The organism is Intrasporangium sp. Soil_C_50 (assembly GCF_057656595.1).
Genome location: NZ_JBDGKB010000001.1, coordinates 1,283,321 through 1,307,541 on the forward strand (window position 1 = coordinate 1,283,321; position 24,221 = coordinate 1,307,541).

Here is a 24,221-nt window from a genome sequence, read left to right on the forward strand (position 1 = left end):
CGCGCAGAGACCGACCCGCCACGAACGCGGGTCGGCCTCGATGCGTCGTACAGCCTGTCAGACGCTGGCGGCGAACGCCTCCTCGAAGACGTCGAGGCCCTCGGCGAGCAGGTCGTCGCCGGCGGCGAGCGGCGGCAGGAAGCGGAAGACGTTGCCGTACGTACCACACGTCAGGGTCACGAGACCGGCGGCGTGGCACGCCCTGTTGACGGCGCCGGTGAGGGCGGCGTTCGGGGTGAGGTCGCCCTCGCCGTTGACGAGCTCGACCGCGAGCATGGCGCCGCGGCCGCGGATGTCGCCGATCTGCGGGTACCTCGCGGCGAGCGCCTCGAGCCGGGGCCGGAAGAGCGCCTCCACCTGCTTGGCGCGGCCGCAGAGGTCGTCGGCCTTCATGGTCTCGATGGCGCCGAGGGCCGACGCGCACGCGACGGGGTTGCCGCCGTAGGTGCCGCCGAGGCCACCCCCGTGGACGGCGTCCATGATCTCGGCGCGGCCCGTGACCCCGGCGAGGGGCAGGCCGCCGGCCATGCCCTTGGCCGTCGTGATGAGGTCTGGGACGACGTCCTCGTGCTCGCTGGCGAACCAGTCGCCGGTGCGGCAGAAGCCGGTCTGCACCTCGTCGGCGATGAAGACGATGCCGTTCTCGCGGCACCACTCGGCGACCTGCTTGACGAAGCCCGGCGCCGGCACGATGAAGCCGCCCTCGCCCTGGATCGGCTCGAGGATGACGGCCGCGAGGTTCTCCTCGCCCACCTGCGCGTGCACCTGCGAGACGAAGACGTCGAACGACTCCTTGGCGCAGTCGGCGGGGCCGCCCGGCCAGCGGTACGGGTAGCTCATCGGCGCGCGGTAGACCTCGCCGGCGAAGGGGCCGAACTTGTGCTTGTACGGCATGTTCTTCGCCGTCAGCGCCATCGTCAGGTTGGTGCGACCGTGGTAGGCGTGGTCGAACGCGACGACCGCGTTGCGCCCGGTGTAGTGGCGAGCCACCTTGACGGCGTTCTCGACGGCCTCGGCGCCGGAGTTGAAGAGCGCGGAGCGCTTCTCGTGGTCGCCGGGGGTCAGCTCGTTGAGGGCCTCGGCGACCTCGAGGTACTCCTCGTACGGCGTCACCATGAAGCACGTGTGGGTGAAGTCCTGCACCTGCTCGGTGACCCGCTCGACGACGCGCGGGGCGGCGTTGCCGACGGTCGTGACGGCGATGCCCGACCCGAAGTCGATGAGCTGGTTGCCGTCGGCGTCGACGAGGATGCCCCCGCCGGCCTTCTCGACGTACACCGGCAGACCGGTGGAGACACCGGCGGACACGGCGGCCGTCTTGCGCTGCTGGAGCTCGACCGAGCGGGGGCCGGGGATCGCGGTCCGGAGGACGCGCTGCTGGGGGACGCTGCTCATGCGCGTCAGTATGCCGCCCGAAGGTGCGTTCCCGAAAGCGGGGTGGGTGCAGCCGATACCACTCATTCCGTGCGCGAGCGACGCGTTCGGTCACGGAGTCCGCGGTTCATCGCATCGTCCACGACCGAACGCGTCGTTCGGTTCTGCGGCTCAGTCCACGGCCTCGGGCCGGCCGACCACCCGGTAGAGCAGGTGGACCGCCTCCGGCGCGCTCGTGCAGTCGAGGAGCTCGAGCTCGACGTGGCCCAGGTCGAGCCCCTCGAACAGGGGCGTGCCGCGCCGACGAGTCGCGGCGCGAGGTGGAGCGAGATCTCGTCGACGAGCCCGGCCGCGAGGCCTGCTTGGCGTTGCATGGCCGGCGGCACACCCTGTCGTCGTGCCGCCGGCCGGCGGTTACAGCTCGACGCCCTCACCGAAGCGGCCGCGGTGGTCGGCGGGGATGAGCGGGCGATCGGCGCGGGCCTGGATCTGCTGGACCGCCCAGGTGTTGCCGTCCGGGTCGGCGAACCCGAAGAACGTGCCACCGTCGCGAGGGTCGATGACCTGGACCTCCGAGCACTCGACGCCGCGCGACACGAGCTCGGCTCGGGCCGCCTCGGCATCGGCGACGACGAGCTGGACGCCCTTGAGCGATCCCGGCGCCATCTCCTGCTGGGCGGGGATGTTGCCGACGACGATCGAGCAGCCGGAGCCGCGCGGCGTCAGCTGGGCGACGTGCATGTGCTCGTTCTTCGTGTCGTGGTCGAGGTGGAACCCGACCTGGTCGCGGTAGAAGGCGATCGCGGCGTCGAGGTCGCTGACCGGGACGATGACGACCTCGAGGGTCCAGTCCACGGCGCTCAGCCCTGCGTCGCCGAGGCGTCGGCGGGCGTGCTGGAGGAGGCTGCGACGAGCTCGTCGAGGCGCTCGTAGCCCTCGACCATACCCTTCTCCATCCCGCTCTGGATCATCATGTCGCGACCCTCGACCGTGGGGCCGACACTGTGGCCCTCGAGCCGGCAGCGGCCGTCACCGAGGTCGACGAAGCGCATGAACTCGATGGCGACCTCGTCGGGGGCGCCCTCGAACTCGAAGGTCTGGATGGCGAGCTCGTTGTCGCGGACGGTGTGGAACGTGCCCCGGAAGCCGTAGACGTTGTCACCGTCGCGGTGGGTGTAGCGGTAGCCGCCGCCGGAGGTGAAGTCCCAGTGGTCGATGACCATCTCGTAGCCGCGCGGGCCGAGCCACTGGCGGACGAGCTCCGGGTCGCGGTGGGCGTTGAAGACGGCCTCGACGGGGGCGTCGAACTCGCGCGTGAAGTCGATCCACGGCACGCCGGCGGGGGCGTCGATGTTCAGCGGGTTGCTCATGTCTGGTGCTCCTCGGTGGTGTCCTGCTGGTTGGTGGAGGTGTCGGTACTGCTCGTGGTGCGCGCCAGGACGGCGTCGAGGCTGCGGAAGCGCTGCTCGGCGACGAGGCGGTAACGGTCGATCCAGGCCGTCAGGGCCTCGAGCCGGGCGGCCTCGAGGTGGACCGGACGCCGTTGCGCGTCGCGGGTCCGACTCACGAGTCCGGCGGACTCGAGCACCTGGATGTGCTTGCTCACGGCCTGCTTGCTGATCGAGAACGGTTCGGCGAGCTCGTTGACGGTCGCGGCGCCCCGGCTGAGGCGGGCGATGATGGCGCGCCGCACCGGGTCGGCCAGGGCCGCGAAGGCGCGGTCGAGGTCGGCCTCGGAGACCGGCGAGAGGATCATTGTCAACCAACTCCTTGATCAATCGATACGTTGATTAAACGCCCGACCAGCCGGCACGTCAACCCCCTCTCCGATCGAGACGGCGATCGGTCGCTGTCCCGATCGAGCAGGTGGGGGGTCGACCCGGAGACCCTGGGTGGCGCGCGCGGCGCGCGGGAGCGTGTGCGACTACGCAGATGCGTGTGTAGAGTCGTTCTCATGCCGCACCTGCGCATCACCGAGGCCGCCGCCCTGCTCGGCGTCTCCGACGACACCGTCCGAAGGATGGTCGACGCCGGACGCCTCGCGGGAGGCACCGACGAGGCCGGCCGTCGCACCGTCGACGGCGCGCAGCTGGCCGCCGTCGCCCAGGAGCTCGCGCATCCGGCTGCGGTCGGCGCCATCGGGGGCGCGTCCGCCCGCAACCGGATGCGCGGCATCATCACCGCCATCACCACGGACACCGTCATGGCCAAGGTCGAGATGCAGTGCGGCCCGTTCCGCATCGTCTCCCTGCTGTCGAGCGAGTCCGTCGACGACCTCGGCCTCGAGGTCGGCTCGGTCGCGGTGGCATCGGTCAAGTCCACGCACGTCGTCGTGGAGGTGCCCGCATGAACCGGACCCGTGCCGCCCTGCTCCCCGCGGTCCCCGTGCTCGCGGCCCTCGTGCTCGCCGCGTGCGGCAGCAGCACCCCCTCGACCGCCGACGGCACCGGACAGCCGGGGAGGTCCGGTGCCTCGGCGGCCTCCCTCCAGGGGACCGTCACGGTCCTCGCGGCCGCCTCGCTCACCGAGTCCTTCGACCAGCTGAAGAAGGACTTCGAGGCCGCCAACCCCGGCGTCGGCGTCGAGACCTCCTACGGCTCGAGCGCGACGCTCGTGCAGCAGGCGAACAACGGCGCCCCCGCGTCGGTGCTCGCCCTCGCCGGCACCTCAGCGGCCGACCCGCTCGACAAGAGCCTCGTCAAGGGCACGAAGAGCTTCGCGACCAACGTCCTCGAGATCGCCGTCCCGCCCGGCAACCCGGCCAAGGTCTCCTCGCTCGCCGACCTCGCCAGGCCCGACGTCAAGGTCGTGCTCTGCGCCGACACCGTGCCGTGCGGCAAGGCGGCCCAGAAGGTCTTCACCAAGGCCGGCATCACGCCCAACATCGTGAGCAAGGAGGTCGACGTCAAGGCGACGCTGGCCAAGGTCAAGCTCGGCGAGGCCGACGCCGCCGTCGTCTACCACTCCGACGTCGTGTCGGCCAAGGACGCGGTCGAGGGCGTCGAGATCCCGGCCGAGGACAACACGACGCTCGACTACCCCGTCATCACCCTGACCGACGACGCCGCCACGAAGGCCTTCGTCGCGTACGTCCTCAGCTCCAAGGGTCTGGCGACGGTGCAGTCGTTCGGGTTCGGCGCGCCCTGAGCGCCGGGCCCGTCCCACGCGGGCAGGATGACGTGACATGAGGCAGGGCGGACGGTGGCGCTCGCGCGTGGCCCTCGGCGTGCCGGCGGCGCTCGCGCTGCTGTTGCTCGTCGTGCCCCTCGTGGCCCTGCTGCTGAGGGCCGACTGGGCGCGCATCCCGTCCGACCTCGCGACGCCGACGGTGCTGCCGGCCCTGCGGCTGTCGTTGACGACGACGTCGTGCACCGCGGTCCTGTGCCTGTTGCTCGGCACGCCGCTCGCGTGGCTCCTGGCGCGTTCGGACAGCACCGCCACGAGCTGGCTGCGCGCCCTGCTCACGGTGCCGCTCGTGCTGCCCCCGGTGGTCGGCGGCATGGCCCTGCTCATGACGTGGGGCCGCGGCGGCCTTCTCGGACAGTACCTCTCGCCGTTCGGCATCCAGATCCCGTTCACGACGGTCGCGGTCGTGCTCGCCGAGACGTTCGTCGCGATGCCGTACTACGTGCTCGCCGTCGAGGGCGCGATGCGCGGGCTCGACCCGCGCCTGGAGTCGGTGGCCCGCACCCTCGGGGCGAGCGACCTGCGCTACCTGCGCACCGTCGGCATCCCGCTCGTGCTGCCGGGCATCGCGAGCGGGCTCGCGCTCGCGTGGGCCCGTGCGCTCGGCGAGTTCGGCGCGACGATCACCTTCGCCGGCAACTTCCAGGGCCGCACCCAGACCCTCCCCCTGCTCGTCTACGTCGAGCTCGAGCGCGACCCGCAGGTGGCCATCTCGATCTCGATCCTGCTGCTCGGTGTGAGCGTCCTCGTGCTCGGCGTGCTCCGCGGGCGGTGGCTGCGGTGAGCGCCCCGACGCCGCGGGGCTCCGGCCACCTCGACGCCAGGGTCCGCCTGCGCCGCGGGCAGACCGAGGTCGACGTCGCACTGTCGGCAGAGCCCGGGCAGGTCATCGGCGTGCTCGGCCCGAACGGCGGTGGCAAGACGACGACCGTCCTCGCGCTCGCCGGGGTGCTGCCCCTCGAGGCGGGGCACGTCCGCGTCGGTGCGCAGGTCTGGGACGACGGCGACCGACGAGTCCCGCCCGAGCAGCGCGCGGTCGGCCTCATGCTCGCCGACAGCCTCCTGTTCCCCCACCTGCGCGCCGTCGACAACGTCGCGTACGGTCCGCGCAGCCGCGGCGTCGACCGGCACACGGCCCGCGAGCGGGCCGTCGACGAGCTGCGACGCGTCGGCCTCGCCGATCGCGCCGACGCGCACCCGCGCGAGCTGTCCTCGGGCCAGCAGGCCCGGGTCGCGCTGGCCCGGGCCCTGGCCACCGACCCGTCGCTGCTCCTGCTCGACGAGCCGCTGGCTGCCCTCGACCCCGACACCCGCGCCCGCACGCGCAGCGACCTCGCGGCACGACTCGCCGGCTACGACGGTGTCACCGTCCTCGTCACCCACGACCCGCTCGACGCCCTGACGCTCGCCGACCACCTCGTGTTCGTCGAGGACGGACGCGTGTCGCAGGCCGGCACGCCGGCCGAGGTGCTCGGCGAGCCGCGCAGCCACTACGTGGCCACCGTAGTCGGGCTCAACCTCTATGCGGGACAAGGCGACTCGCACGGTCACGTCACGACGCCGACCGGTGCGCTCCTCGTGACGACCGACCCCACGGAGGGGCCGGTGTGGGCGACGGTCCCGCCGCAGGGCGTCGCGCTGCACCGCTCACGGCCCGACGGCTCACCGCGCAACACGTGGCCGCTGCGGGTGGCGTCGGTGACGATGCAGGGCCAGTCGGCCCGTGTCGGGCTCGAGGGCGACCTCGCCCTGACGGCCGAGGTGACGCTCGAGTCGGTGGCCGGCCTCGGCATCCGCGTCGGCGATCAGCTGTGGGCCGCGGTCAAGGCCACCGAGGTGCGCACCTACCCCCGCTGACCCGGGTCACGTTGCGGGAGCAGGGGCCACGTCGCCGACCGGCTCGGCGTCGGGCCGGCCGGTGCTGCGGCGCACCCGCAGGAACGCGAGCACCGACGGCGCCTGCACGACGGCGGCCACGAGCAGCGCCACCGGGATCGAGGCCCACGACGCCAGCGCCCCGAGCGGGGGCCCGCCCGCGACCTGGCCGATGGCGTCGGCCTGGCCGTTCATCGACAGGACGGTCGCCCGGGTGCCCGACTCGAGGTTGCGGTTGAGCCAGGCGGCCTGGATCGGGCCGGCGAAGGCCTGGCCGGCGCCCCGCAGCCAGACGCAGGCGAGGACGAGCCACAGGTTGCCGAGCACGGCCACGCCGACGACGGCCAGCACCTGGGCCGACACCGCGACGACGACCGGCACGGCCGGGTGCTCGTCGACGAACCGCCGCGGCAGCCACCGGCCGCTGGCCAGCGAGGCCGCGAGCGAGATCAGCGTTCCCACGAGGGCGAACGCGGTGAACGCGAGCGCCTCGTCGCCACCGAAGACCTCCGGCATCGCGAAGGTGTCGAGCAGCCGTACCCGCCAGAGCCGGTCGAAGACCTCGCTCGACAGGCCGACGAGGAGGCTGACGAGCAGGAAGGCGCGCACGACGCGTCGGTGCCGGGCCACGCGGAGGCCGCCGACGAGCTGGGCGCGCAGGTGGGCGAAGGTCTCCCGGTCGCCGCGAGGCGTCGGGTGGAAGTGGCGCTCGGGCATGACGAGCAGCAGGCCGACGGCGAGCCCCATGAGCACGACCCCGGCCACGACGACCGGCACGCGCAGCGCGAGCAGCCCCAGTGCGCCGGCGGCGAGCGTGCCGACGACGCTCGCGCCGAGGTCGACCTGGGTCTCGCGGGTGAAGACCGGCCCGACGGCCTCCTCCCCCACCTCGTCGGTGATCCAGGCCTGGAGCGCACCCGAGGTGAACGTGTAGCCGATGCCCCACACGACGTTGCCGACGACGGCGGCGGCGAACGTCGCGACGACGCCCTCGAACGCGAAGCCGATGCCGATGAGGAAGAAGCCGATGATGACCGACAGGCGGCGACTCACGAGGTCGGCCACGACACCGGTCGGCACCTCGAAGAGGAAGCAGGTGACCTCGAGCACCGTGCCGACGAGCACCATCTGGAACGGGTCGAGGCCGATGACGCGGTACTGGAAGACGAGGTTGAGCGTGAAGCAGAGCGAGAACGCGAACGCGCTGACCGCCGTCAGGGCGTAGAAGGTGCGTCTCGCGTCGGCCGGGCGCAGCGGCCGCAGCAGGAGGTTCGGCACGCTCGGCACTCCCGGCACGCGCCGAGCGTAAGACCCGTCACGGGTGCCGCGCACCGCGTTTGTCCGGCCCGCCCGTCCGATGCGTCCCACATTTTGGACGAGATGCTCGGACGTCCTAGTATTTCGCCATGCCAGCGACGAGGCTGATGCCCACCGACGACGCCGCCGACCTCATCGAGCTGACGCGCGAGATCTGCCGCAAGGACCTCGCCCCGCGGGTCGACGCCGCCGAGCGCGCCCGCGAGTTCCCCGAGCAGGCGTTCCGCACGCTCGGACGGGCCGGGCTGCTGTCGCTGCCCTACCCGGAGGAGTTCGGCGGGGCCGACCAGCCCTACGAGGTGTACCTGCAGGTCGTCGAGGAGATCGCGTCGGTCTGGATGAGCGTCGCCGTCGGCGTCAGCGTCCACAGCCTCACCGCCTACCCCGTCGCGACCTACGGCACCGACGAGCAGAAGGCCGCCCTCCTGCCCGGCATGCTCTCCGGCGATCAGCTCGGCGCCTACTGCCTGTCCGAGCCCCTTGCCGGTTCCGACATCGCCTCCATGACGACCCGCGCCACGCGCACCGCTGACGGCTGGAGCCTCAAGGGCACCAAGGCCTGGATCAGCCACGCCGGCCACGCCGACTACTACACGACGTTCGCCCGCACCTCCGACGACGGCGGCAAGGGCCTGTCGACGTTCGTCGTCCCCGCCGACGCGCCCGGGCTGACCTTCGCCGAGCCCGAGCGCAAGATGGGCCTGCACTGCGACCCCGTGGCACAGGTCATGTTCGACGCCGTCCCCGTCGAGGGCGCCCGCCTCGTCGGAGCCGAGGGCGACGGCATGAAGACCGCCCTCTCGGCCCTCGACGCAGGCCGGCTCGGCATCGCCGCGGCCGCCACCGGTCTCGCCCAGGCGGCCCTCGACGCCGCCGCGCGGTACGCGTCGGAGCGCGAGCAGTTCGGACGCCGGATCGCCGACTTCCAGGGCCTCGCCTTCCTCCTCGCCGACATGGAGGCCGCGGTCACGAGCGCCCGCGCCACCTACCTGCACGCCGCGCGCCTCAAGGACGCCGGCCGCGCCTTCAGCAAGGAGGCAGCCGTCGCCAAGCTCGTCGCCACCGACGCGGCGATGAAGGTGACGACCGACGCGGTCCAGGTGCTCGGCGGCGCCGGCTACACCGAGGACTTCCCGCTCGAGCGCTACATGCGCGAGGCCAAGGTCACCCAGATCTTCGAGGGCACCAACCAGATCCAGCGTCTCGTCGTGTCCCGCCAGCTGCTCGCCCAGGTCCGCTGACCTGTCCCCAAGCCCGGTACCTCCGCACGACCTCCCCTGACCCGAAAGGCCTTGCCATGCAGCTGAACTCCTCGACCGTCGCCCTCGTGACCGGCGGAGGCTCGGGCCTCGGCGGGGCCACCGTGCGGCGCCTCGTGGCCGACGGTGCCAAGGCCGTCGTCATCGACCTCGAGGGCTCCACCGCCCCGGCGCTCGTCGACGAGCTCGGCGGCGACCGCGTCGTCTTCGTTCCGGCCGACGTGCGCGACGAGGCGCAGGTGCAGGCCGCGGTCGACCGCGCCACCTCGCTCGGCGAGCTGCGCATCGCCGTCAACTGCGCCGGCGTCGCCACCCCTGGCCGCGTCATCGGCCGCGGCGGACCGCTCGCGCTCGAGACGTTCCGGACGGTCATCGACATCAACCTCGTCGGCTCGTTCAACGTGCTGCGTCTCGCGGCCGCGGCCATGCTCGGCAACGAGCCCGTCGACGGCGACCGGGGCGTCATCGTCAACACCGCGAGCATCGCCGCCTTCGACGGGCAGATCGGCCAGGCCGCCTACGCCGCGAGCAAGGGCGGCATCGTCGGGCTCACCCTCTCGGCCGCGCGAGACCTGGCGGACAAGGCGATCCGCGTCATGACCATCGCCCCCGGCACCTTCGAGACGCCGATGCTCGCCGGGCTGCCGGGTGAGGTCAAGGAGATCCTCGAGAAGCAGGTGCCGCACCCCTCGCGCCTCGGCAACCCGGTCGAGTACGCCTCGCTGGTGCGCCACATCGTCGACAACCCGATGCTCAACGGCGAGGTCATCCGCCTCGACGGCGCCCTGCGCATGCCCCCGCGCTGACCCCGCGTCGTCCCGCACAATGGCGGGGTGAGCGAACCGGGCCAGGACCTCGTCGTCGCCCCGGGCCCCGGGTTGCGGCGTGGCCTCGTCATCCCCGCGGTCGAGCTCGTCGAGCGGTTCAGCCGGTCGTCCGGGCCGGGCGGCCAGGGCGTCAACACGACCGACAGCCGTGTCGAGCTGCTCTTCGAGCCCGGCACCTCCAGCGCGCTGACGCCGGCCCAGCGCGAGCGTGCCGTCGAGGCACTCGCGGGGCGGCTCGTCGCCGGACGCGTCGCCGTCGTCGCGTCGGAGCACCGGTCCCAGCTGCGCAACCGGGCGGCCGCGCGCGAGCGCCTCGAGGCCCTGCTGCGCGAGGCACTCGCTCCCCTGGCGCCGTCGCGGCGTGCGACGAAGCCGACCCGCGGCTCCCAGCAGCGTCGCCTCGCGGGCAAGAAGCGCCGGAGCGACGTCAAGTCGGGCCGCGGCCGCATCCGGCCCGACTGATCTCGCCGAAGGTGGCCTCTCGACGGGAGGGAGACCACCGAACGTGGCCTCTCGACGGTTGGGAGGTCAGGCGTGTGGCGGCAGCAGCACCGTGGCGGCGACGACGGCGTCGACCTCGACCGGGCCGTACACGTGCGGGAACTCCTCGCCGGTCTCCGGGTCACCGACCTCGTAGACGACCCTCGACCCGAGCCGCGACTCGTCGATCTCGAGCAGGACGAGCGGCTCGGTGACGTCGCCGTAGAAGCGTCGCCGCACCACCGGCCACTGCTCCGCCGACGACGCGTGGATGAAGCCCTCCTGCTCTAGGGACAGCTGCCGCGTCGACCGCGTGTAGGCGCTGTCGCGGAGTGCCTGCTCCCAGTGGGACTGCTCGGCCAGGTGGTAGATCGTCACCGGCCCATCATGGCCTGCGCCGGAGGGCATCGACGTCCCGGACCGAGATGCGCCCGCGCAGCAGCTCGACGACACCCTCGGCCTCGAGGCGCCGCAGCACGCGGTTGGCCGTCGGGCGCGTGACCCCGGCCAGCTCGGCCAGGTCGGTCTGGTTGAGCGGGACCAGGACGGGCACCGCCTCGTGCGAGGAGCCCGACGCGTAGACGTCGCAGAGCCCGGCCAGACGTCGCACCACCCGCTGCTCCGCCGGCTGGTGCAGCGCCTCCATGAGGGCATCGGTGAGCCGCGTGACGCGAGCCGCGAGCAGCCGCAGGAGCAGCCGGTTGACCTCCGGGTGCGCGGCACAGAGCCGCTCGAACTCGACGAAGGAGAGCGTCATCGTCACCGTGGGCTCGATGGCTTCGACGGTCGCCGTGCGCCGGCCGTCGCGACGGATCATCGCGAGCTCGCCGAACGTCTGCCCCGGGCCCATGACGGCGTAGGCGTGCACGTCACCCGAGTCCGACGCCCGCCAGGCGACGACCCGGCCCACGACGACGAAGTGCACCGTGTCGGCGAGATCGCCCTCGTGGCAGACGATCTCACCCGCGGCGAACGTCCGCCGATGCATGCGGGACAGCACCGCACGGCGCTCGTCCGGTCCCAGGTCGGCGAGCAGGCCGGGAGCCGCGGTCATGTCTGCCGGGCCGATGCCACGTGCCGCCGGGCACACGCGTCGTGTCGCCGCGGGCACAGACCGACGGCCGCCGGAACGGGATCGTCGTGTCCGAGGACATCCGGAGGTCGAGGGGCCGCGAACCCCTCGGGGAGGCAGGAGGGCGACATGACGACCACGACCGCACGGCACGGGCACCCGGACCTGGCCCACCACCACCCGCGGGTCAGCCGGACGCAGCGCGGCGAGTGGACCTGGCGGTGCGAGTGCGGAGGAGCCTCCGCGCGGGCCGCCGTGACGCACCTCAGCTGGCGACAGGCCTTCATCGGCGCACTCATCCACTCGGCCTCGATCTCCCCCTGACCCGTCACCGCAGACCCTCGCCGAGGCGCACGGAAGCCGGTACCGGACGCGGTAGCGGAAGCGGCCGCAGGGAGGCGCGCGCCTCGGTGAGCAACGCCGACTCCGCCCGGTCGAACACCTCCTGGGCGGAGTCTGGCGTGTCCCCGATCGCCGTCATCCCGACCCGGCCGCACTCGGTGATCGAGCTGATCATGTGGAAGACGACCCCCGTCTGCCGCGACTGGTCGAAGTGCAGGCCCGAGCGCGCGACGAGGTCGAAGAGGTCGTCGACGCGCAGCCCCTTGAGCGCCGGGTCCTCGAGGTGGTCGGTGGCCACGAGGTGGCGCTCCTGCCCCGCCGGCGTGAGGAAGCGGCCCTCCTGGTGCACGTACTCGCCGTCGGTGAGGAACTGGAGCGTGAGGAACGGGTGCGTGGTGCCGCCCTTGCGCAGGTTGATCTCGATCGCGTGGGCCACCCAGTCGTCGCCGTGCCGCACGACGACGAAGTCGAGGGCGAAGCGTCCGAGCACACCCTTCCGGGCCAGCACCCGGCCCACCCGCTCGGCGTCCCGGGTGATCGTCGTGGCGTAGGCGGGGTCGGCCGGGAAACGCGCCCCGAGGTAGAGCTGGCCCGTGGGCCCCCCGAGGATCTGGTCGTGGGTCGAGAGGATCTCCAGCTCGCCGAGCGGGGTGACCCGCAGCTGGACGCTCGGGCTGCGCACCTCGTCGCCGACGACGCGCTCCTCGACGATCCCGCCGTTCGCCTCGAGCCGACGCAGGTAGGCCTCGACGGGGACGGTCGCGTCCTCGAGCTGCATCGCGCGCAGCCGGTCCTGTATCGCGTCCCGGGTGCGAGGGTCGGTGGGCGCGTCGGTGGGCGCGTCGGTGGGCGCGTCGGCCGGGGCGTCGGTGGTGGCCCTGGGCACGGCCGGCAGACCACGGAGGTCGACGAGGGCGTTGCCCGAGCCGGACACCCCCTCGTTGAGCTTGACCATGGCCCACGCGGCCGAGGGTCGCGCGGCGTGCAGGTCGAGCAGCGCGTCGACGACGTCGTCGGTCGAGTGCAGGTCCTCGGCGCCGTAGGGGTGCTCGACGCCGGACTCGGCGAAGACCCTCCGACACCCGGTCTTCGTGCCCAGGGGGTAGAGGCGGGGGTCGGCGGCGTACATCGGGATGCCGAGCAGCACCGCCAGGTCGCGCTCGCGCGTCGTCGTGTTGTACGGGATGAGGTGCGACCGTGCAGGGTCGGGCACGAGGGAGGCGATGTGGGCGAGCAGCCGGGGGCGTCGGAGCAGCTTGTCGGTGAGCGGGGTCGCGGAGGAGTCACCGACGGAGACCAGCTCGAGGCGGGAGCGGGCGTGGCTCGGGATGACGCCGGGGAGCAGCGAGAGGTAGTACTCGATGATCGCCTCGCTGACCGGCATCGAGGTCACGAACACCATCCGGAGCCGGGGCTGGCGCAGGAGCAGCAGGAGGAAGAGGAGCCGCTCCTCGAGGGCCTGGTTCATCGCACCGGCGGATGGACCGATGCGGTCGATGCTCATCGACGGGACGACGACGACCGACTCGCGCGGGTCGTCCTGACGCCAGAGCCGCCAGACGTCGGGCATTCGGGCCTGCAGGGCGTCGAACGCCCGCTCGATGTCGCGCTCGTCGAGGTCGGCGAGCGCGGGGGCGGCCGCGTCGGTCGTCATCGGGTCGTTCACGGTGTGGCCTCCTGCTCGACGGTTCCGATTCCCCTGGCTCGCTGGCGGTCCCGGCTCGCGGAGCCGTCGAGGCTCGCGGCCCCGGCGCTGTCGCCGTCGCCGTCACTGTCGACCCCGGCGACGCGGACCCTGGCGACGCCGAGGACCTCGTGCACCTCGAGGGGGCGCGCGATGCCGCGCAGCTCGCGCAGGCCGAGCGACCGGGTCTCGAAACGGTCGTCGAGGCCGGCGAGGACGCGCGGGCTGACGAGGACCTGGCGCGCAGCCGCGGACGCGCAGAGGCGGGCGGCCACGTTCGTCACCGTGCCGATCGCGGCGTAGTCCCAGCGCCCCTCGAACCCGACGCGCCCCAGCGTCGCGTAACCCTGGGCGATGCCGACGCCGAAACCGAGGTCGTAGCCGCGCCGCCGCCACGCGTCGGTGAGCGCGTCGACACGGTCACGCATCGCCAGGGCCATCAGCACCGCCCGGCGGGGCGCGTCGGGACACGGCGGCGGGTCGTTGAAGAACACCATGAGGCCGTCGCCGGCGAAGTGCTCGAGCGTCCCCTCGTAGGCGAAGACGAGCTCGCCGAGAGCGGCGTGGTACTCGCGCAGGACCGACATCGTCTCCTCGGGCTCGGCGGTCTCGGCGAAGGCCGTGAAGCCGCGCAGGTCGGTGAAGACCGTCGTGATGTCGCGCCGGTGGCTCTCGAGGAACGACTCGTCCCCCGACTCGACGATGAGCCCGGCGATCTGAGGGGACAGGAAGCGGCGCAGGCGCCCGAGCCGCTGGAGGTCCTCCACCTGCGCGGCCACGCGCGACTCGAGCTCGGCGTTCCAGCGCTCCAGCGCCCGCGACTGCTCCAGGACGACGTCGTGCAGCCTCTTGACCCGGGCGAGGGACCGGACGCGAGCCAGCAGCTCGGCCGCGTCGAACGGCTTGGTGATGAAGTCGTCGGCCCCGGCCTCCAGCGCCCGGACCCGCTGCTGCGCGCCGCTCGCGGTCACCATGACGACCGGGAGCAGGGCCGTGCGCGGGTCGGACTTGATGCGGGCGCACGTCTCGTAGCCGTCCAGGCCGGGCATGAGCACGTCGAGGAGCACGACGTCGACCTCGGTCTGCTCCAGGGCCGCGAGCGCCGAATCGCCCGAGGACTCCGAGCGCACGACGAAACCGCGCGGCTCGAGGACGGCGTGCATGAGCTTGCGGTTCTGCTCGAGGTCGTCGACCACGAGCACCCGCACCCCTGTCAGGGGCTGCGCCAAGGCGTCCGCCGAGATACCCATCAGCGCTCCGCGGGCCCGTCCGGACGCGGCAGGTGGCGTCGCACCTGCGCCGGGAACTCCCGCACGCTGATCGGCTTCTCCAGGTAGCCCGAGAAGCCGGAGGTGAGCACCCGCTCGCGGTCGCTGCGCATCGCGAAGGCGGTGAGCGCCACGACCGGGATGTGGGCGGTCGGCGGGTGGCCGCGCAGCTGCTCGAGGGCGGCGAACCCGTCGATGCCGGGCAGCTGGAGGTCCATGAGGATGACGTCCGGCAGCGACTCGCGCGCCTGGTCGACGCCGTCCTCCCCGGTGGTGGCGACGACGACGGTGAACCCGGCGTACTCGAGCACGTCGCGGGCCAGCTTGAGGTTTCGTTCGTTGTCCTCGACGAGGAGCACGACGGGTTGGCGCGTCACGGCGAGCCCTCGTCGTCGTGCGCGGAGGCGACGGCCGCCAACCGTCGCGCGAGCCCGGGCAGGTCGAGTCCGGCCTTCTGCGCCACGAACTCGATCCGGCCTTCCAACCGCGAACGGTCCTGCGGCGTCAGGGACTTGGCGGTCAGCACGACGATCGGCGGCCCATCCGAGTCACGCTCGGGACGCAGCTCGTCGATGACCGCGAACCCGTCGACCTGCGGCATGAGCAGGTCGATGACGACGACCGACGGCGCGACCTCGCGGACGACGTCGGCGGCTTCCCGGCCTCCCGTGCACGTGTGGACCTCCCACCCGAGCGGCTCCAGGGTGCTGCGCACCAGCTTGAGGGCGAGCGGGTCGTCGTCGACGACGACGACGCTGAGCCGCGGGCCGGGGGCACCGTCCACCGAAGGCCGGTGGGGCAGCACCCGCGAGACCGCCGCCAGCAGGTGTTCGCCGCTGACCGGTTTCACGAGGTACTCGGTGGCCCCGAGGGCGAACCCGCGTCCGCGCTCGGGTTCGACGCTGACGATGACGACGGGGACCGCGGCGGTCGCCGGGTCGGACTTCAGCTCGGTGAGGACCTCCCACCCGTTCATCCCGGGCAGGTGGATGTCGAGGACGACGGCCACCGGCAGCCGGGAGCGCACGAGCTCGAGGCCCTCCTCGCCCGTCGCGGCCCCGAGGGCCCGGAGGCCGGCCACACGCAGGTGCAGCCCGACGAGCTCGGCCGACCGCGCGTCGTCCTCGATGACGACGACCAGAGGGCCCTGCGCGGCGTCGTCCTCGTCGGCCCACCGGTCCTCCTCGAACGGCGCGGCGGGTGAGCGCTGCGGCACCGAGAGGCCGAACGTGCTGCCCTCGCCGGGTGTGCTCGAGAGCCAGAGCCGCCCACCGTGCAGCTCGATGATCCGGCGGCTCAGCGTGAGCCCGAGACCCGTTCCCTCGCTCGTCGACGCCGACCGCTCGCCCTGCTGGAAGGAGTCGAAGATCCGCTCCTGGTCGGCGGGGTCGATCCCGATCCCGGTGTCCGTGACGGTCACGCAGACGTCGTCACCGTCACGCCAGGCGCGCACCTCGACGCGTCCGCCGTCGGGCGTGAACTTCACCGCGTTGCTCAGCAGGTTGAGCAGCACCTGCTTGAGCCGCAGCTCGTCGGCCGTCACCGCGCCCAGCGCGTCCGGGGTCTCGAGGGTGAGGTCGATGCCGTGCAGGGTCGCACGCTCCCGCACGAGCGAGAGGGCTTGCGCGAGAACGTCTTCCATCGGGAAGGTCGTGAGGTCGAGCTCCATCCGGCCGGCCTCGATCTTCGACAGGTCGAGGATGTCGCCGAGGAGGGCGAGCAGGTGGCGGCCGGCGGAGTGGATGTCCCGGAGGTAGTCCTCCTGTCGCTCGTTGAGGTCGCCGAACATCCGCTCGAGCAGCACCTCGGAGAACCCGATGACGGCGTTGAGCGGGGTGCGCAGCTCGTGCGACATGCTCGCGAGGAACTCCGACTTGTGCCGGCTGGCCTCGGCGAGCTCGACGCTCTGCCGCTCGAGCTGCTGGTAGAGCCGGGCGTTGGTGAGCGCGACGGCCGACTGGTTGGCGAACGTGGCCAGCAGCTCGCACGTCTCGGCGCTGAAGCTGCCGGGCGACTTGCGTCGCACGACGAGCGCCCCCACGACCCGGTCCGCCCGCGACAGCGGGATGGCCACGAGCGAGCGCCACCCCGAGCCGTGCAGCACCGCGAGGTGCTCGTCGAGCGGAAGCGGTTCCACGTCGAGGTCGGGGATCTGGAGCACCTCGCGGGTCAGGGCGGACCGCCCGACCCAGGTGCGGTCGATGTGGATCTCGGCGGCACGGAGGGCGGCGATGACCTCCGGGCTCGTCCCCGACACGGTGCGGACGCCGAAGAGGCCGGTGTGCTCGTCGAACTCCATGAGCGACCCGCCGTCGGTCCCCGAGAGCTCGACGGCCCTGGAGACGATGAGGGCGAGGATCTCGTCGGGCACGAGGGTCGAGCTGATCGCGGCTCCGACCTCGGCGAGCGCCTCGAGCTGGTCGACCTTGCGGGCCAGCTCGGCCGACCGGCTCTCGACGGCGGCGAAGAGCTCGACGTGGCGCAGCGCGAGGGCGGCCTGCTCGGCGAACGTGGTCAGCAGCTCCTCGGCCCGCTCGTCGAAGGGATCGACCTCGGTGCGCCAGACCGTCAGCACCCCGACCACCTCGTCGTCGACCACCATCGGGGCTCCGAGGATGGAGCGGTAGCCACCGAGCCGCTGCAGGTCGAACTGCGCGTAGTCCGGGTCCGCGAGAACGTCCTTGATCTGCTGCGCGGTCCGGTCCAGGACGACGCGACCGACGAGCGTGCCTCGGTTCGGCCGGACGGGATAGCGGTCGACGGTCTCGAGGAAGTGGGCCGTGTGGCCGCTCGACCACTCGAGGACGTAGCGGTCATCCTGGAGCACGTGGATCTGGGCGACGTCGGCGTGCAGGAGGCGCCGGGCGTTGTCGACGACGGCCCGGAACACGCCCGACTGCGCCGAGGCACCGCTGGCCAGGACCTTGAGGATGTCGCTCGTCGCACGGAACTGCTGCTGCGCCTCGGCGAGACGCGTCTCGAGGTCGACCCGGTCCCGGTCGATCGCGTCGTCGTTGCGTTGCTCGAGTTCGGCCATCGAGCCCCCAGTGAGCGCGTGCGGCGGCCGTCGAGGTGAGAGGCGACCTGCTCAGCAGTCTCCTCCTCCGGGCCGCGCGGCGGAACGGAACGGATGCTCTGGGGGTCTTTGTCACGTTTCACCCTGCTGTGCCCCGATGCTGCACCGGGCCCCGGCTGTTGTGTTCCGGCACTCGGCGTGCGAGGGTCGGGGCAGAGCGGTCCAGCCAAAAGGCCGACTCGTGCCCAGTTGAACGGACGAGTCATGGCGCCTACCGCCGACCGGTCCACCCTTCCCCCGCCTCGTGTCACGCCCATCGGCGTGCCCGGGCCCGACCACACCCGCACTCCCACCCACACCCACACCGATCGCGACGCGGTCACCGACGCCCTCTTCGCCGAGCTGGCCGAGACGACGACACCGGCCGCGCACGCCGCCGTCGTCGAACGCATCTGCGTGCTCTACCTCGACCTGTGCGCGACGCTCGCGGGCCGGTACGCCGGTCGCGGCGTCGAGCAGGACGACCTCGTGCAGGTCGCCCGGCTCGCGCTCGTCGGCGCGGTGGCGCGCTACCGCCCTGGAGGCGGTCCGTCGTTCGCGGCCTACGCCGTGCCGACGATCACCGGCGAGCTGAAGCGGCACTTCCGCGACCGCGCCTGGCTCGTGCGCCCGCCTCGGCGGCTCCAGGAGCTGCGAGCCGACGTCACGGCCGAGCGCGAGCGGCTCGAGCAGCTCCTCGGGCGCCGGGTGAAGGACACCGAGCTGGCGCTGTCACTGTCGAGCACGGCCACGGAGGTCCGCGAGGCAGTCGCGACGGGCCAGTACTTCCACGCCGACCCGCTCGAGCATCGGGTGCGCGACGACGACAACGGGCCTGTCGAACGCGGAATCGCTTGTGACGACGTCGATCTCGACGGCGCAGATGACCGTGTCATGATCGGCGCCGCGGTGCGGCACCTGTCGATCGCCGACCGTGACCTGCTGCACCGGCGGTTCGTCGACGACCTGAGCCAGCGCGAGATCGGCGAAGCCCTCGGGGTCAGCCAGATGCAGGTGTCGCGCTCCCTCCGACGCGTCCTGCAGGTGCTGCGCGAACGGATCGCCTGACGCGCTCGGCCGGGGACGGGCGCCGTCGTCGTGCCCGTGCCATGGTGGCGACATGCAGCTGCGCGCCGACGACCCTCCCGGAGGCGACGGCCTCGCCGTCCGCGTTCGGATCCGGGGGTCGGCCCGCGGGCAACGCCGGCTCGTCGCGCTCGTGCAGGTGCTGGGCCTGGCGGTCTGGTTCTCGGCCACGGCGATCGCGCCGAGCCTGCGCACCGAGTGGTCGCTGTCGACGACCGCAGCGGTCTGGCTCACGGCGTCGGTGCAGATCGGCTTCGCCGTGGGAGCGGTCACCTCGAGCACGCTCGGGCTCGCCGACCGGGTACGGCCGCAAGCTCTCATGGCGGCGAGCGCCCTCGGGGCGGCCGTCTGCACGGCGGTGCTCGCGTTCGCCGCGCACGGCCCCGGGCTCGCGGTCCCGCTGCGGGCCCTGACCGGCTTCTTCCTCGCCGGCGTCTACCCGGTCGGGATGAAGCTCACCGCCTCGTGGGTCGGCTCGGAGGGCCGCGGCCGGGCCTTCGGGGTGCTCATCGGCGCGCTGACGCTGGGCTCGGCGATGCCGCACCTCGTCGCGAGCATCGGGCCGCTGCCGTGGCGCGGTGTCATGCTCGTGGCGTCGGCGATCACGCTCGTCGCCGCCGGCATCGCGTGGACGCTCGTGCGCCCGGGCCCGCTGCTCAGCGCGTCCGCGCGCCCCCACGCCCGCTACGCCTTCGAGGTCTTCCGCGAGCGCCGTCCCCGGCTGGCCAACCTCGGCTACTTCGGCCACATGTGGGAGCTGTACGCCTTCTGGACGTGGCTGTCGGCGTTCCTCGTGGCCGGGCGCGAGGCGGCCGGCCGGGGCGGACCCGGACCCGCGGTCAGCCTGCTCACCTTCGCCGTCATCGGGGTCGCCGGGGCGGTGGGCGCACTCGTCGGCGGTGTCGTCGCGGACCGGCGCGGACGGTCGTTCGCGGCGACCGCGGCCCTCGTCGTCAGCGGTGTGTGCTGCCTCGCCTCCCCCTGGGCGTTCACGTGGCCGCAATCGGCCCTCGTGCCCTTCCTCGCCGTGTGGGGCGCTGCCGTCATCGCCGACTCGGGGGTGTTCTCGACGGCCCTGAGCGAGAGCGTGGACCAGCGCTTCGTCGGGACGGCGCTGACGGTCCAGACCGCGATCGGCTTCGCCCTCACCGTCGTGACGATCCAGCTGGCCGCGGTGCTGGCCGCGCGCGTCGGGTGGCAGTTCGCCTTCTTGCTGCTCGCCCCCGGGCCCCTCGCCGGCGCCGTCGCGATGTGGCGGTTCGGTCGGGCCGGTGGCGGTCACCCCGGCGACGACTCCGGTGCGTCACTGCTCAGCCAGAGTGAGCACTGACGTAGCCACCCCTGCGTCACTGCTCAGCCAGAGTGAGCACTGACACAGACCCCGCCCTCCGCCGGTGCCCCGAACGCGCCGTCAGAGCCGGCGGCCGACGAGCAGGTTGTCGACGAGCTCGCCCTCCTGGCCGTCGGGGCCCGTGCCGACGCGGCTGACCCGCTCGCAGCGCTCGACGACCCAGCCGTCCCCGAGGTCGATGCCTTCGAGCGTCTGCGCAGCCGTCGGGAACTCGTGCCCGTGGTCGGGCCCGGCCCAGGACGGCGCGGCGGCATGGTCGACGACGAGGAGCCACCCGCCGAGGCTCACGGTGCGCGACGCGTGGTGCAGCACGCCGTCGCGGTCCAGCTCGAGCGGGGTCTGGAAGAAGCACGCCGTGACGAGGCCGAAGGGACCCCGCGGCATCGACTCGGCCAGGTCGTGCCGCTCGGTCGTCACGCCGTCGCCGACGCCACGGGCCGCGGCCAGCGCGTCGACGCGTCCGAGGGCGGTCACCGAGACGTCGACGGCGGTCACGGACCAGCCCCGCGCCGCGAGCCACACCGCGTCGCCACCGTGCCCGGCACCCAGGTCGAGGGCGGCGGCGCCCGGCCGCGGCGGCACGACCGCGTGCTCCTCGACGAGCCGGACGAGCGACGCGTTCGGGCGGGTCCCCCAGTCGTCGGCCAGGCCGCCGTAGTGCTGCTCCCAGAACTGCTCCGGGTTGCTGGGCCGGTCGCCGTGCCGGTCGGGGTGGTGGCCGCTGCGGCCCGGGTGGTGCTGGTGCGCGTCGCTCGTCATGACCCCGATGCTCACCCGCCGACCGCCACTCCTGCAAGCGCTCTTGCAGGATCGGCAAGCTCGGGGGCATCCTGCCGGCATGGATGAGAAGGCCAACGACCGCGACGACATCGACGAGGCGCTCGACGCGGTCGCTCCCCGGCTGCGGCACCTGCGCACCCAGCGCAGCCGGACCCTCGCCGACGTGTCGGCCGAGACCGGCATCGGCGTCAGCACCCTGTCTCGCCTGGAGTCGGGATTGCGCCGCCCGACGCTCGACCTGCTCCTACCGCTCGCGCGGGCCTACCGCGTGCCGCTCGACGACCTCGTCGGCGCCCCGCCTTCCGGCGACCCGCGCGTCCACCCCAGGCCGGTGCGCCGGGGTGGCATGGTCTTCATCCCGCTGACCCGCAGTGCGGGGGGCATCCAGGCGTTCAAGATGATCCTGCCGGGTCAGCGCCGCGCCGCCCCGAAGCAGCAGCGCCACGACGGCTTCGAGTGGGTGTACGTGCTCGGCGGCCGGCTCGAGCTGCGCCTCGGCGACACCGTCACGGTGCTCGACGAGGGCGAGGCCGCCGAGTTCGAGACCCGCACGCCGCACTCGATGCGCAGCGCCACCGAGCACCCGGTCGAGCTGCTCTCCCTCTTCAGCCCGCAGGGCGAGCAGATCCACCTGCGCGACGCCTGACGGCGGCGTCGGCGTCCGCCTCGGCCGCGCGGCGGACCGCCTCGACGAGGACGTCGTCGAGCTTCTCGGGGACCGTGAGCAGGTCGAGCAGCAGGTGGCCGTCGTGGACGTGCCCGACGACGGGCGGCTCCCCCAGACGCAGGGGCTCGGCGAGGCGGTGCGGCAGGGCGACCGCGGCACTCGGCAGCGGCACGCCCGGCGCACCGCCACCCCCGACGCGTCCCTGCGACTCGACGGCCCGCGCCAGCCCGGACCCGACCGCCACCGCGATCCGCCGCGCCCGGGCGAGCAGCTCCCCGGGGCGTCGGTCGAGCGCCTGCGCCACCGGCGTCAGCGGGCCGGTCAGCGTTGCCTCGAGCGCAGCGAGCGTCAGCTTGTCGACGCGCAGGGCCCGGGCCATCGGATGGCGCCGCAGCCGGTGGACGAGGTCGGCGTCGCCGAGGAGCAGACCGCACTGGGGGCCGCCGAGCAGCTTGTCGCCCGACGCCGTCACGAGCGCAGCGCCGGCGCGCAGCGTGGAGTCGGCGTCGGGCTCGTCGGGCAGGCGCGGGTGGGGGGCGAGCAGGCCCGAGCCGATGTCGGCGACGACGGGCGGCCCGAGCGTCGCGAGCTCGGACACGGGGACGCTCGAGGTGAAGCCCTCGACGCGGAAGTTGGACGGGTGCACCTTGAGCACGAAGGCGGTCCGCTCGTCGATCGCGTCGGCGTAGTCGGACAGGTGCACGCGGTTGGTGGTGCCGACCTCGCGCAGCCGCGCGCCGACCGACTCGACGAGCTCGGGGATGCGGAAGCCGTCGCCGATCTCGACGAGCTCGCCCCGGGCGACGACGACCTCGTGGTCGGGCGCGAGCGCCCGTGCGACGAGGGCGAGCGCTGCCGCGCCGTTGTTGACGACGTGGACGTCGCCGGCGGCCGGCACCGCGCGCCGGAGCGCGTCGAGCGTCGCCGTGCCACGGCTGCCCCGGCGACCCGTTGCGAGGTCGAGCTCGACGTCGGTGGCGCCCGCGGCGATCGTCACCGCCTCGACCGCCGCGTCGGACAAGGGCGCGCGCCCGAGGTTGGTGTGCACGACGACCCCGGTGGCGTTGACGACGCGCCGCATCGAGGTGGGTGCGTGCGGCAGCCGGGCGAGCACCTCCCCGACGACGCCCTCGGGTGCGACCTGCCCCGACCGGCAGGCGCCGAGCACCTCGACGACGACCGCCTTGACCCGGTGGTGGCCGAGGCGCCCGGCGGCCGCGGCGACTCCCGCGTCGGCGAGCACGGCGTCGGTGCGGGGCACCCGGCGTCGGGGGTCCTGCATCGCGACCTCCCTCGGTCGGGCTCGTGGTCGGGCTCGCTGGTCGGCGGGACGTGTGGCGGAGGCGGACGGGAATCGAACCCGCCTGACCGGGATGCCCGGTCACTACGGTTTTGAAGACCGCGCCCGTCACCAGGCGGGAAACGCCTCCGCGGCGACCCTACCCCCGGAACGACAACGCCGGTCGGCGCCCGCCCCCGACCGGTTGGGGTGGCACGATGACGAGGTGACCGCCCCGACGACACCGACGACATCCGCCCAGGTCCCGGCCCTGCGTCTGACGCAGTTCGCCTCCGGAGGCGGTTGCGCGTGCAAGGTGCCACCGGGCGAGCTCGAACGCGTCCTCGGTGCGCTGACGCCCGCGGCGGGGCCCGATCTGCTCGTCGGCGTCGACACGGGCGACGACGCCGCGGTCGTGCGCCTCGACGGGGAGCGCGCCGTCGTCGCGACCACCGACTTCTTCACACCCGTCGTCGACGACCCCTACGACTGGGGCCGCATCGCCGCGACGAACGCGCTGTCCGACGTGTGGGCCATGGGCGGCGAGCCGCTCGTCGCGCTCAACCTGCTCGCGTGGCCGCGCGACCGCATCCCGTTCGACCTCGCGGCCGAGGTGCTGCGTGGTGGTGCCGACGTGGCGCGGGCGGCGGGCTGCCACCTCGCCGGCGGGCACAGCATCGACGACCCCGAGCCGAAGTACGGCCTCGCCGTCACCGGACTGGCCGACCCGAACCGCTTGCTGCGCAACGACGCCGGCGAGGCCGGCCTCCCGCTGACGCTGACCAAGCCGCTCGGCCTCGGCGTGCTCAACAACCGGCACAAGGCCACCGGCGAGGTGTTCGAGGAGGCGGTCACCGTCATGACGACACCCAACGGCGACGCCTCGCGCGCGGCCCTCGCGGCGGGCGTCCGCTGCGCCACCGACGTCACCGGCTTCGGGCTGCTCGGGCACCTCTACAAGCTGTGCCGCGCCAGTGGCGTAGGGGCGGTGATCGACGCGGCGGCCGTGCCGTACGTCGGCGCTGCCCGCGAGTCCTACGCCGCCGGCTACGTGCCGGGCGGCAGCCGCCGCAACCTCGACTGGGTGCGTCCGCACGTCACCGCCACCGTGGACGAGGACGAGCTCGTGCTGCTCGCCGACGCCCAGACCTCCGGGGGGCTGCTCGTCGTCGGCGAGCTGCCCGGCCATCCCGTCGTCGGCCGGCTCGTCGCCCTCGACGACCCCTCCCTCGAGGGGCGCGTCGTCTCGGTCCGCTGAGGGTCCCGCCGCCCGGATGGCGCTCCGCGTAGACTGCCAGCCGATGGCGGTGGGGCTCGCC

Annotated in this window: 25 protein-coding genes and 1 tRNA gene; 12 read left to right on the forward strand and 14 right to left on the reverse strand. The window is 73.2% G+C overall.

Going from position 1 to position 24,221, the window contains the following annotated elements; genetic code table 11:
• Nucleotides 1-57: 57 nt before the first annotated feature.
• The 4 genes from gabT to AC3A5R_RS06015 all read right to left on the reverse strand — a co-directional run bounded on the left by gabT (nt 58) and on the right by AC3A5R_RS06015 (nt 3,130).
• Nucleotides 58-1,395, reverse strand: a complete 1,338-nt coding sequence (gabT, locus tag AC3A5R_RS06000) for a 4-aminobutyrate--2-oxoglutarate transaminase (protein WP_487619814.1) — start codon at nt 1,393-1,395, stop codon at nt 58-60.
• A gap of 393 nt (nt 1,396-1,788) precedes the next feature.
• Complete coding sequence (locus AC3A5R_RS06005; protein WP_487619815.1) at nt 1,789-2,229, reverse strand: VOC family protein; 441 nt, start codon at nt 2,227-2,229, stop codon at nt 1,789-1,791.
• A 5-nt stretch (nt 2,230-2,234) separates the two neighbouring features.
• Nucleotides 2,235-2,744 carry an SRPBCC family protein gene (locus AC3A5R_RS06010; RefSeq protein ID WP_487619816.1) on the reverse strand — a complete coding sequence of 170 codons (510 nt, stop codon included), beginning with the start codon at nt 2,742-2,744 and terminating at the stop codon, nt 2,235-2,237.
• Entirely contained in the window at nt 2,741-3,130 is a 390-nt protein-coding gene (locus tag AC3A5R_RS06015) for an ArsR/SmtB family transcription factor (RefSeq protein WP_487619817.1), read from the reverse strand. The genes AC3A5R_RS06010 and AC3A5R_RS06015 overlap by 4 nt, the downstream gene beginning before the upstream one ends.
• 198 nt (nt 3,131-3,328) lie before the next feature.
• Here AC3A5R_RS06015 and AC3A5R_RS06020 point away from each other — a divergent pair, with 198 nt between their 5' ends.
• The 4 genes from AC3A5R_RS06020 to AC3A5R_RS06035 are packed head-to-tail and all read left to right on the forward strand — an operon-like array spanning nt 3,329 to nt 6,417.
• Entirely contained in the window at nt 3,329-3,724 is a 396-nt protein-coding gene (locus AC3A5R_RS06020) for a TOBE domain-containing protein (protein ID WP_487619818.1), read from the forward strand.
• On the forward strand, nt 3,721-4,521 hold the full coding sequence (gene modA / locus AC3A5R_RS06025) for a molybdate ABC transporter substrate-binding protein (protein WP_487619819.1): 801 nt from the start codon (nt 3,721-3,723) through the stop codon (nt 4,519-4,521). The genes AC3A5R_RS06020 and modA overlap by 4 nt, the downstream gene beginning before the upstream one ends.
• A 37-nt stretch (nt 4,522-4,558) precedes the next feature.
• The gene (locus tag AC3A5R_RS06030) at nt 4,559-5,344 is read left to right on the forward strand and encodes an ABC transporter permease (RefSeq protein ID WP_487619820.1); all 786 of its coding nucleotides are present in this window, start codon (nt 4,559-4,561) and stop codon (nt 5,342-5,344) included.
• Entirely contained in the window at nt 5,341-6,417 is a 1,077-nt protein-coding gene (locus tag AC3A5R_RS06035; protein WP_487619821.1) for an ABC transporter ATP-binding protein, read from the forward strand. The genes AC3A5R_RS06030 and AC3A5R_RS06035 overlap by 4 nt, the downstream gene beginning before the upstream one ends.
• Before the next feature lie 6 nt (nt 6,418-6,423).
• Here AC3A5R_RS06035 and AC3A5R_RS06040 read toward each other — a convergent pair whose 3' ends face one another.
• The gene (locus tag AC3A5R_RS06040; RefSeq protein ID WP_487619822.1) at nt 6,424-7,731 is read right to left on the reverse strand and encodes an MFS transporter; all 1,308 of its coding nucleotides are present in this window, start codon (nt 7,729-7,731) and stop codon (nt 6,424-6,426) included.
• 110 nt (nt 7,732-7,841) lie between these two features.
• Between AC3A5R_RS06040 and AC3A5R_RS06045 the strand changes: the two genes are divergently transcribed.
• From AC3A5R_RS06045 to arfB, 3 genes are read left to right on the forward strand one after another with little or no spacing between them, the layout of a single operon-like run.
• Nucleotides 7,842-8,993 carry an acyl-CoA dehydrogenase family protein gene (locus AC3A5R_RS06045; RefSeq protein ID WP_487619823.1) on the forward strand — a complete coding sequence of 384 codons (1,152 nt, stop codon included), beginning with the start codon at nt 7,842-7,844 and terminating at the stop codon, nt 8,991-8,993.
• Between the two features lie 56 nt (nt 8,994-9,049).
• Nucleotides 9,050-9,817, forward strand: a complete 768-nt coding sequence (locus AC3A5R_RS06050; protein WP_487619824.1) for an SDR family NAD(P)-dependent oxidoreductase — start codon at nt 9,050-9,052, stop codon at nt 9,815-9,817.
• A 27-nt stretch (nt 9,818-9,844) separates the two neighbouring features.
• Nucleotides 9,845-10,300, forward strand: coding sequence for an alternative ribosome rescue aminoacyl-tRNA hydrolase ArfB (gene arfB / locus AC3A5R_RS06055; protein ID WP_487619825.1), 456 nt, complete (start codon nt 9,845-9,847; stop codon nt 10,298-10,300).
• A 66-nt stretch (nt 10,301-10,366) separates the two neighbouring features.
• Here the strand turns inward: arfB and AC3A5R_RS06060 are convergent, their stop codons facing one another.
• Together AC3A5R_RS06060 and AC3A5R_RS06065 are read right to left on the reverse strand one after the other, a co-directional pair.
• A complete protein-coding gene (locus AC3A5R_RS06060; protein WP_487619826.1) occupies nt 10,367-10,696 on the reverse strand; it encodes a DUF952 domain-containing protein in 330 nt (109 codons plus the stop codon).
• A gap of 7 nt (nt 10,697-10,703) precedes the next feature.
• Entirely contained in the window at nt 10,704-11,372 is a 669-nt protein-coding gene (locus AC3A5R_RS06065; protein WP_487619827.1) for a Crp/Fnr family transcriptional regulator, read from the reverse strand.
• A gap of 147 nt (nt 11,373-11,519) precedes the next feature.
• Here AC3A5R_RS06065 and AC3A5R_RS06070 point away from each other — a divergent pair, with 147 nt between their 5' ends.
• On the forward strand, nt 11,520-11,714 hold the full coding sequence (locus AC3A5R_RS06070; protein WP_487619828.1) for a hypothetical protein: 195 nt from the start codon (nt 11,520-11,522) through the stop codon (nt 11,712-11,714).
• Nucleotides 11,715-11,718: 4 nt separating this feature from the next.
• Here the strand turns inward: AC3A5R_RS06070 and AC3A5R_RS06075 are convergent, their stop codons facing one another.
• From AC3A5R_RS06075 to AC3A5R_RS06090, 4 genes are read right to left on the reverse strand one after another with little or no spacing between them, the layout of a single operon-like run.
• A complete protein-coding gene (locus AC3A5R_RS06075; protein WP_487619829.1) occupies nt 11,719-13,398 on the reverse strand; it encodes a peptide ligase PGM1-related protein in 1,680 nt (559 codons plus the stop codon).
• Nucleotides 13,395-14,666, reverse strand: a complete 1,272-nt coding sequence (locus AC3A5R_RS06080) for an adenylate/guanylate cyclase domain-containing protein (protein ID WP_487619830.1) — start codon at nt 14,664-14,666, stop codon at nt 13,395-13,397. Before AC3A5R_RS06080 ends, AC3A5R_RS06075 begins: the two co-directional genes overlap by 4 nt.
• Nucleotides 14,666-15,061, reverse strand: a complete 396-nt coding sequence (locus AC3A5R_RS06085; RefSeq protein WP_487619831.1) for a response regulator — start codon at nt 15,059-15,061, stop codon at nt 14,666-14,668. The genes AC3A5R_RS06080 and AC3A5R_RS06085 overlap by 1 nt, the downstream gene beginning before the upstream one ends.
• Nucleotides 15,058-17,721, reverse strand: coding sequence for a GAF domain-containing protein (locus AC3A5R_RS06090; protein WP_487619832.1), 2,664 nt, complete (start codon nt 17,719-17,721; stop codon nt 15,058-15,060). The genes AC3A5R_RS06085 and AC3A5R_RS06090 overlap by 4 nt, the downstream gene beginning before the upstream one ends.
• A gap of 243 nt (nt 17,722-17,964) precedes the next feature.
• Here AC3A5R_RS06090 and AC3A5R_RS06095 point away from each other — a divergent pair, with 243 nt between their 5' ends.
• Nucleotides 17,965-18,807, forward strand: a complete 843-nt coding sequence (locus tag AC3A5R_RS06095; protein WP_487619833.1) for a sigma-70 family RNA polymerase sigma factor — start codon at nt 17,965-17,967, stop codon at nt 18,805-18,807.
• 52 nt (nt 18,808-18,859) lie between these two features.
• Nucleotides 18,860-20,155, forward strand: a complete 1,296-nt coding sequence (locus AC3A5R_RS06100; protein ID WP_487619834.1) for an MFS transporter — start codon at nt 18,860-18,862, stop codon at nt 20,153-20,155.
• Between the two features lie 81 nt (nt 20,156-20,236).
• On the opposite strand, the gene AC3A5R_RS06105 is transcribed toward AC3A5R_RS06100, so the two are convergent.
• The gene (locus AC3A5R_RS06105; protein ID WP_487619835.1) at nt 20,237-20,935 is read right to left on the reverse strand and encodes a class I SAM-dependent methyltransferase; all 699 of its coding nucleotides are present in this window, start codon (nt 20,933-20,935) and stop codon (nt 20,237-20,239) included.
• 79 nt (nt 20,936-21,014) lie between these two features.
• Here AC3A5R_RS06105 and AC3A5R_RS06110 point away from each other — a divergent pair, with 79 nt between their 5' ends.
• Entirely contained in the window at nt 21,015-21,602 is a 588-nt protein-coding gene (locus AC3A5R_RS06110) for a helix-turn-helix domain-containing protein (protein ID WP_487619836.1), read from the forward strand.
• Here the strand turns inward: AC3A5R_RS06110 and selA are convergent.
• Together selA and AC3A5R_RS06120 are read right to left on the reverse strand one after the other, a co-directional pair.
• A complete protein-coding gene (selA, locus tag AC3A5R_RS06115; protein ID WP_487619837.1) occupies nt 21,562-22,905 on the reverse strand; it encodes an L-seryl-tRNA(Sec) selenium transferase in 1,344 nt (447 codons plus the stop codon). The two genes, AC3A5R_RS06110 and selA, sit on opposite strands and share 41 nt — an antisense overlap.
• 53 nt (nt 22,906-22,958) lie before the next feature.
• Nucleotides 22,959-23,053: transfer RNA gene (locus AC3A5R_RS06120), tRNA-Sec, on the reverse strand.
• A 75-nt stretch (nt 23,054-23,128) separates the two neighbouring features.
• Between AC3A5R_RS06120 and selD the strand changes: the two genes are divergently transcribed.
• On the forward strand, nt 23,129-24,160 hold the full coding sequence (selD, locus tag AC3A5R_RS06125) for a selenide, water dikinase SelD (RefSeq protein WP_487619838.1): 1,032 nt from the start codon (nt 23,129-23,131) through the stop codon (nt 24,158-24,160).
• The last annotated feature ends 61 nt before the right edge of the window (nt 24,161-24,221 follow it).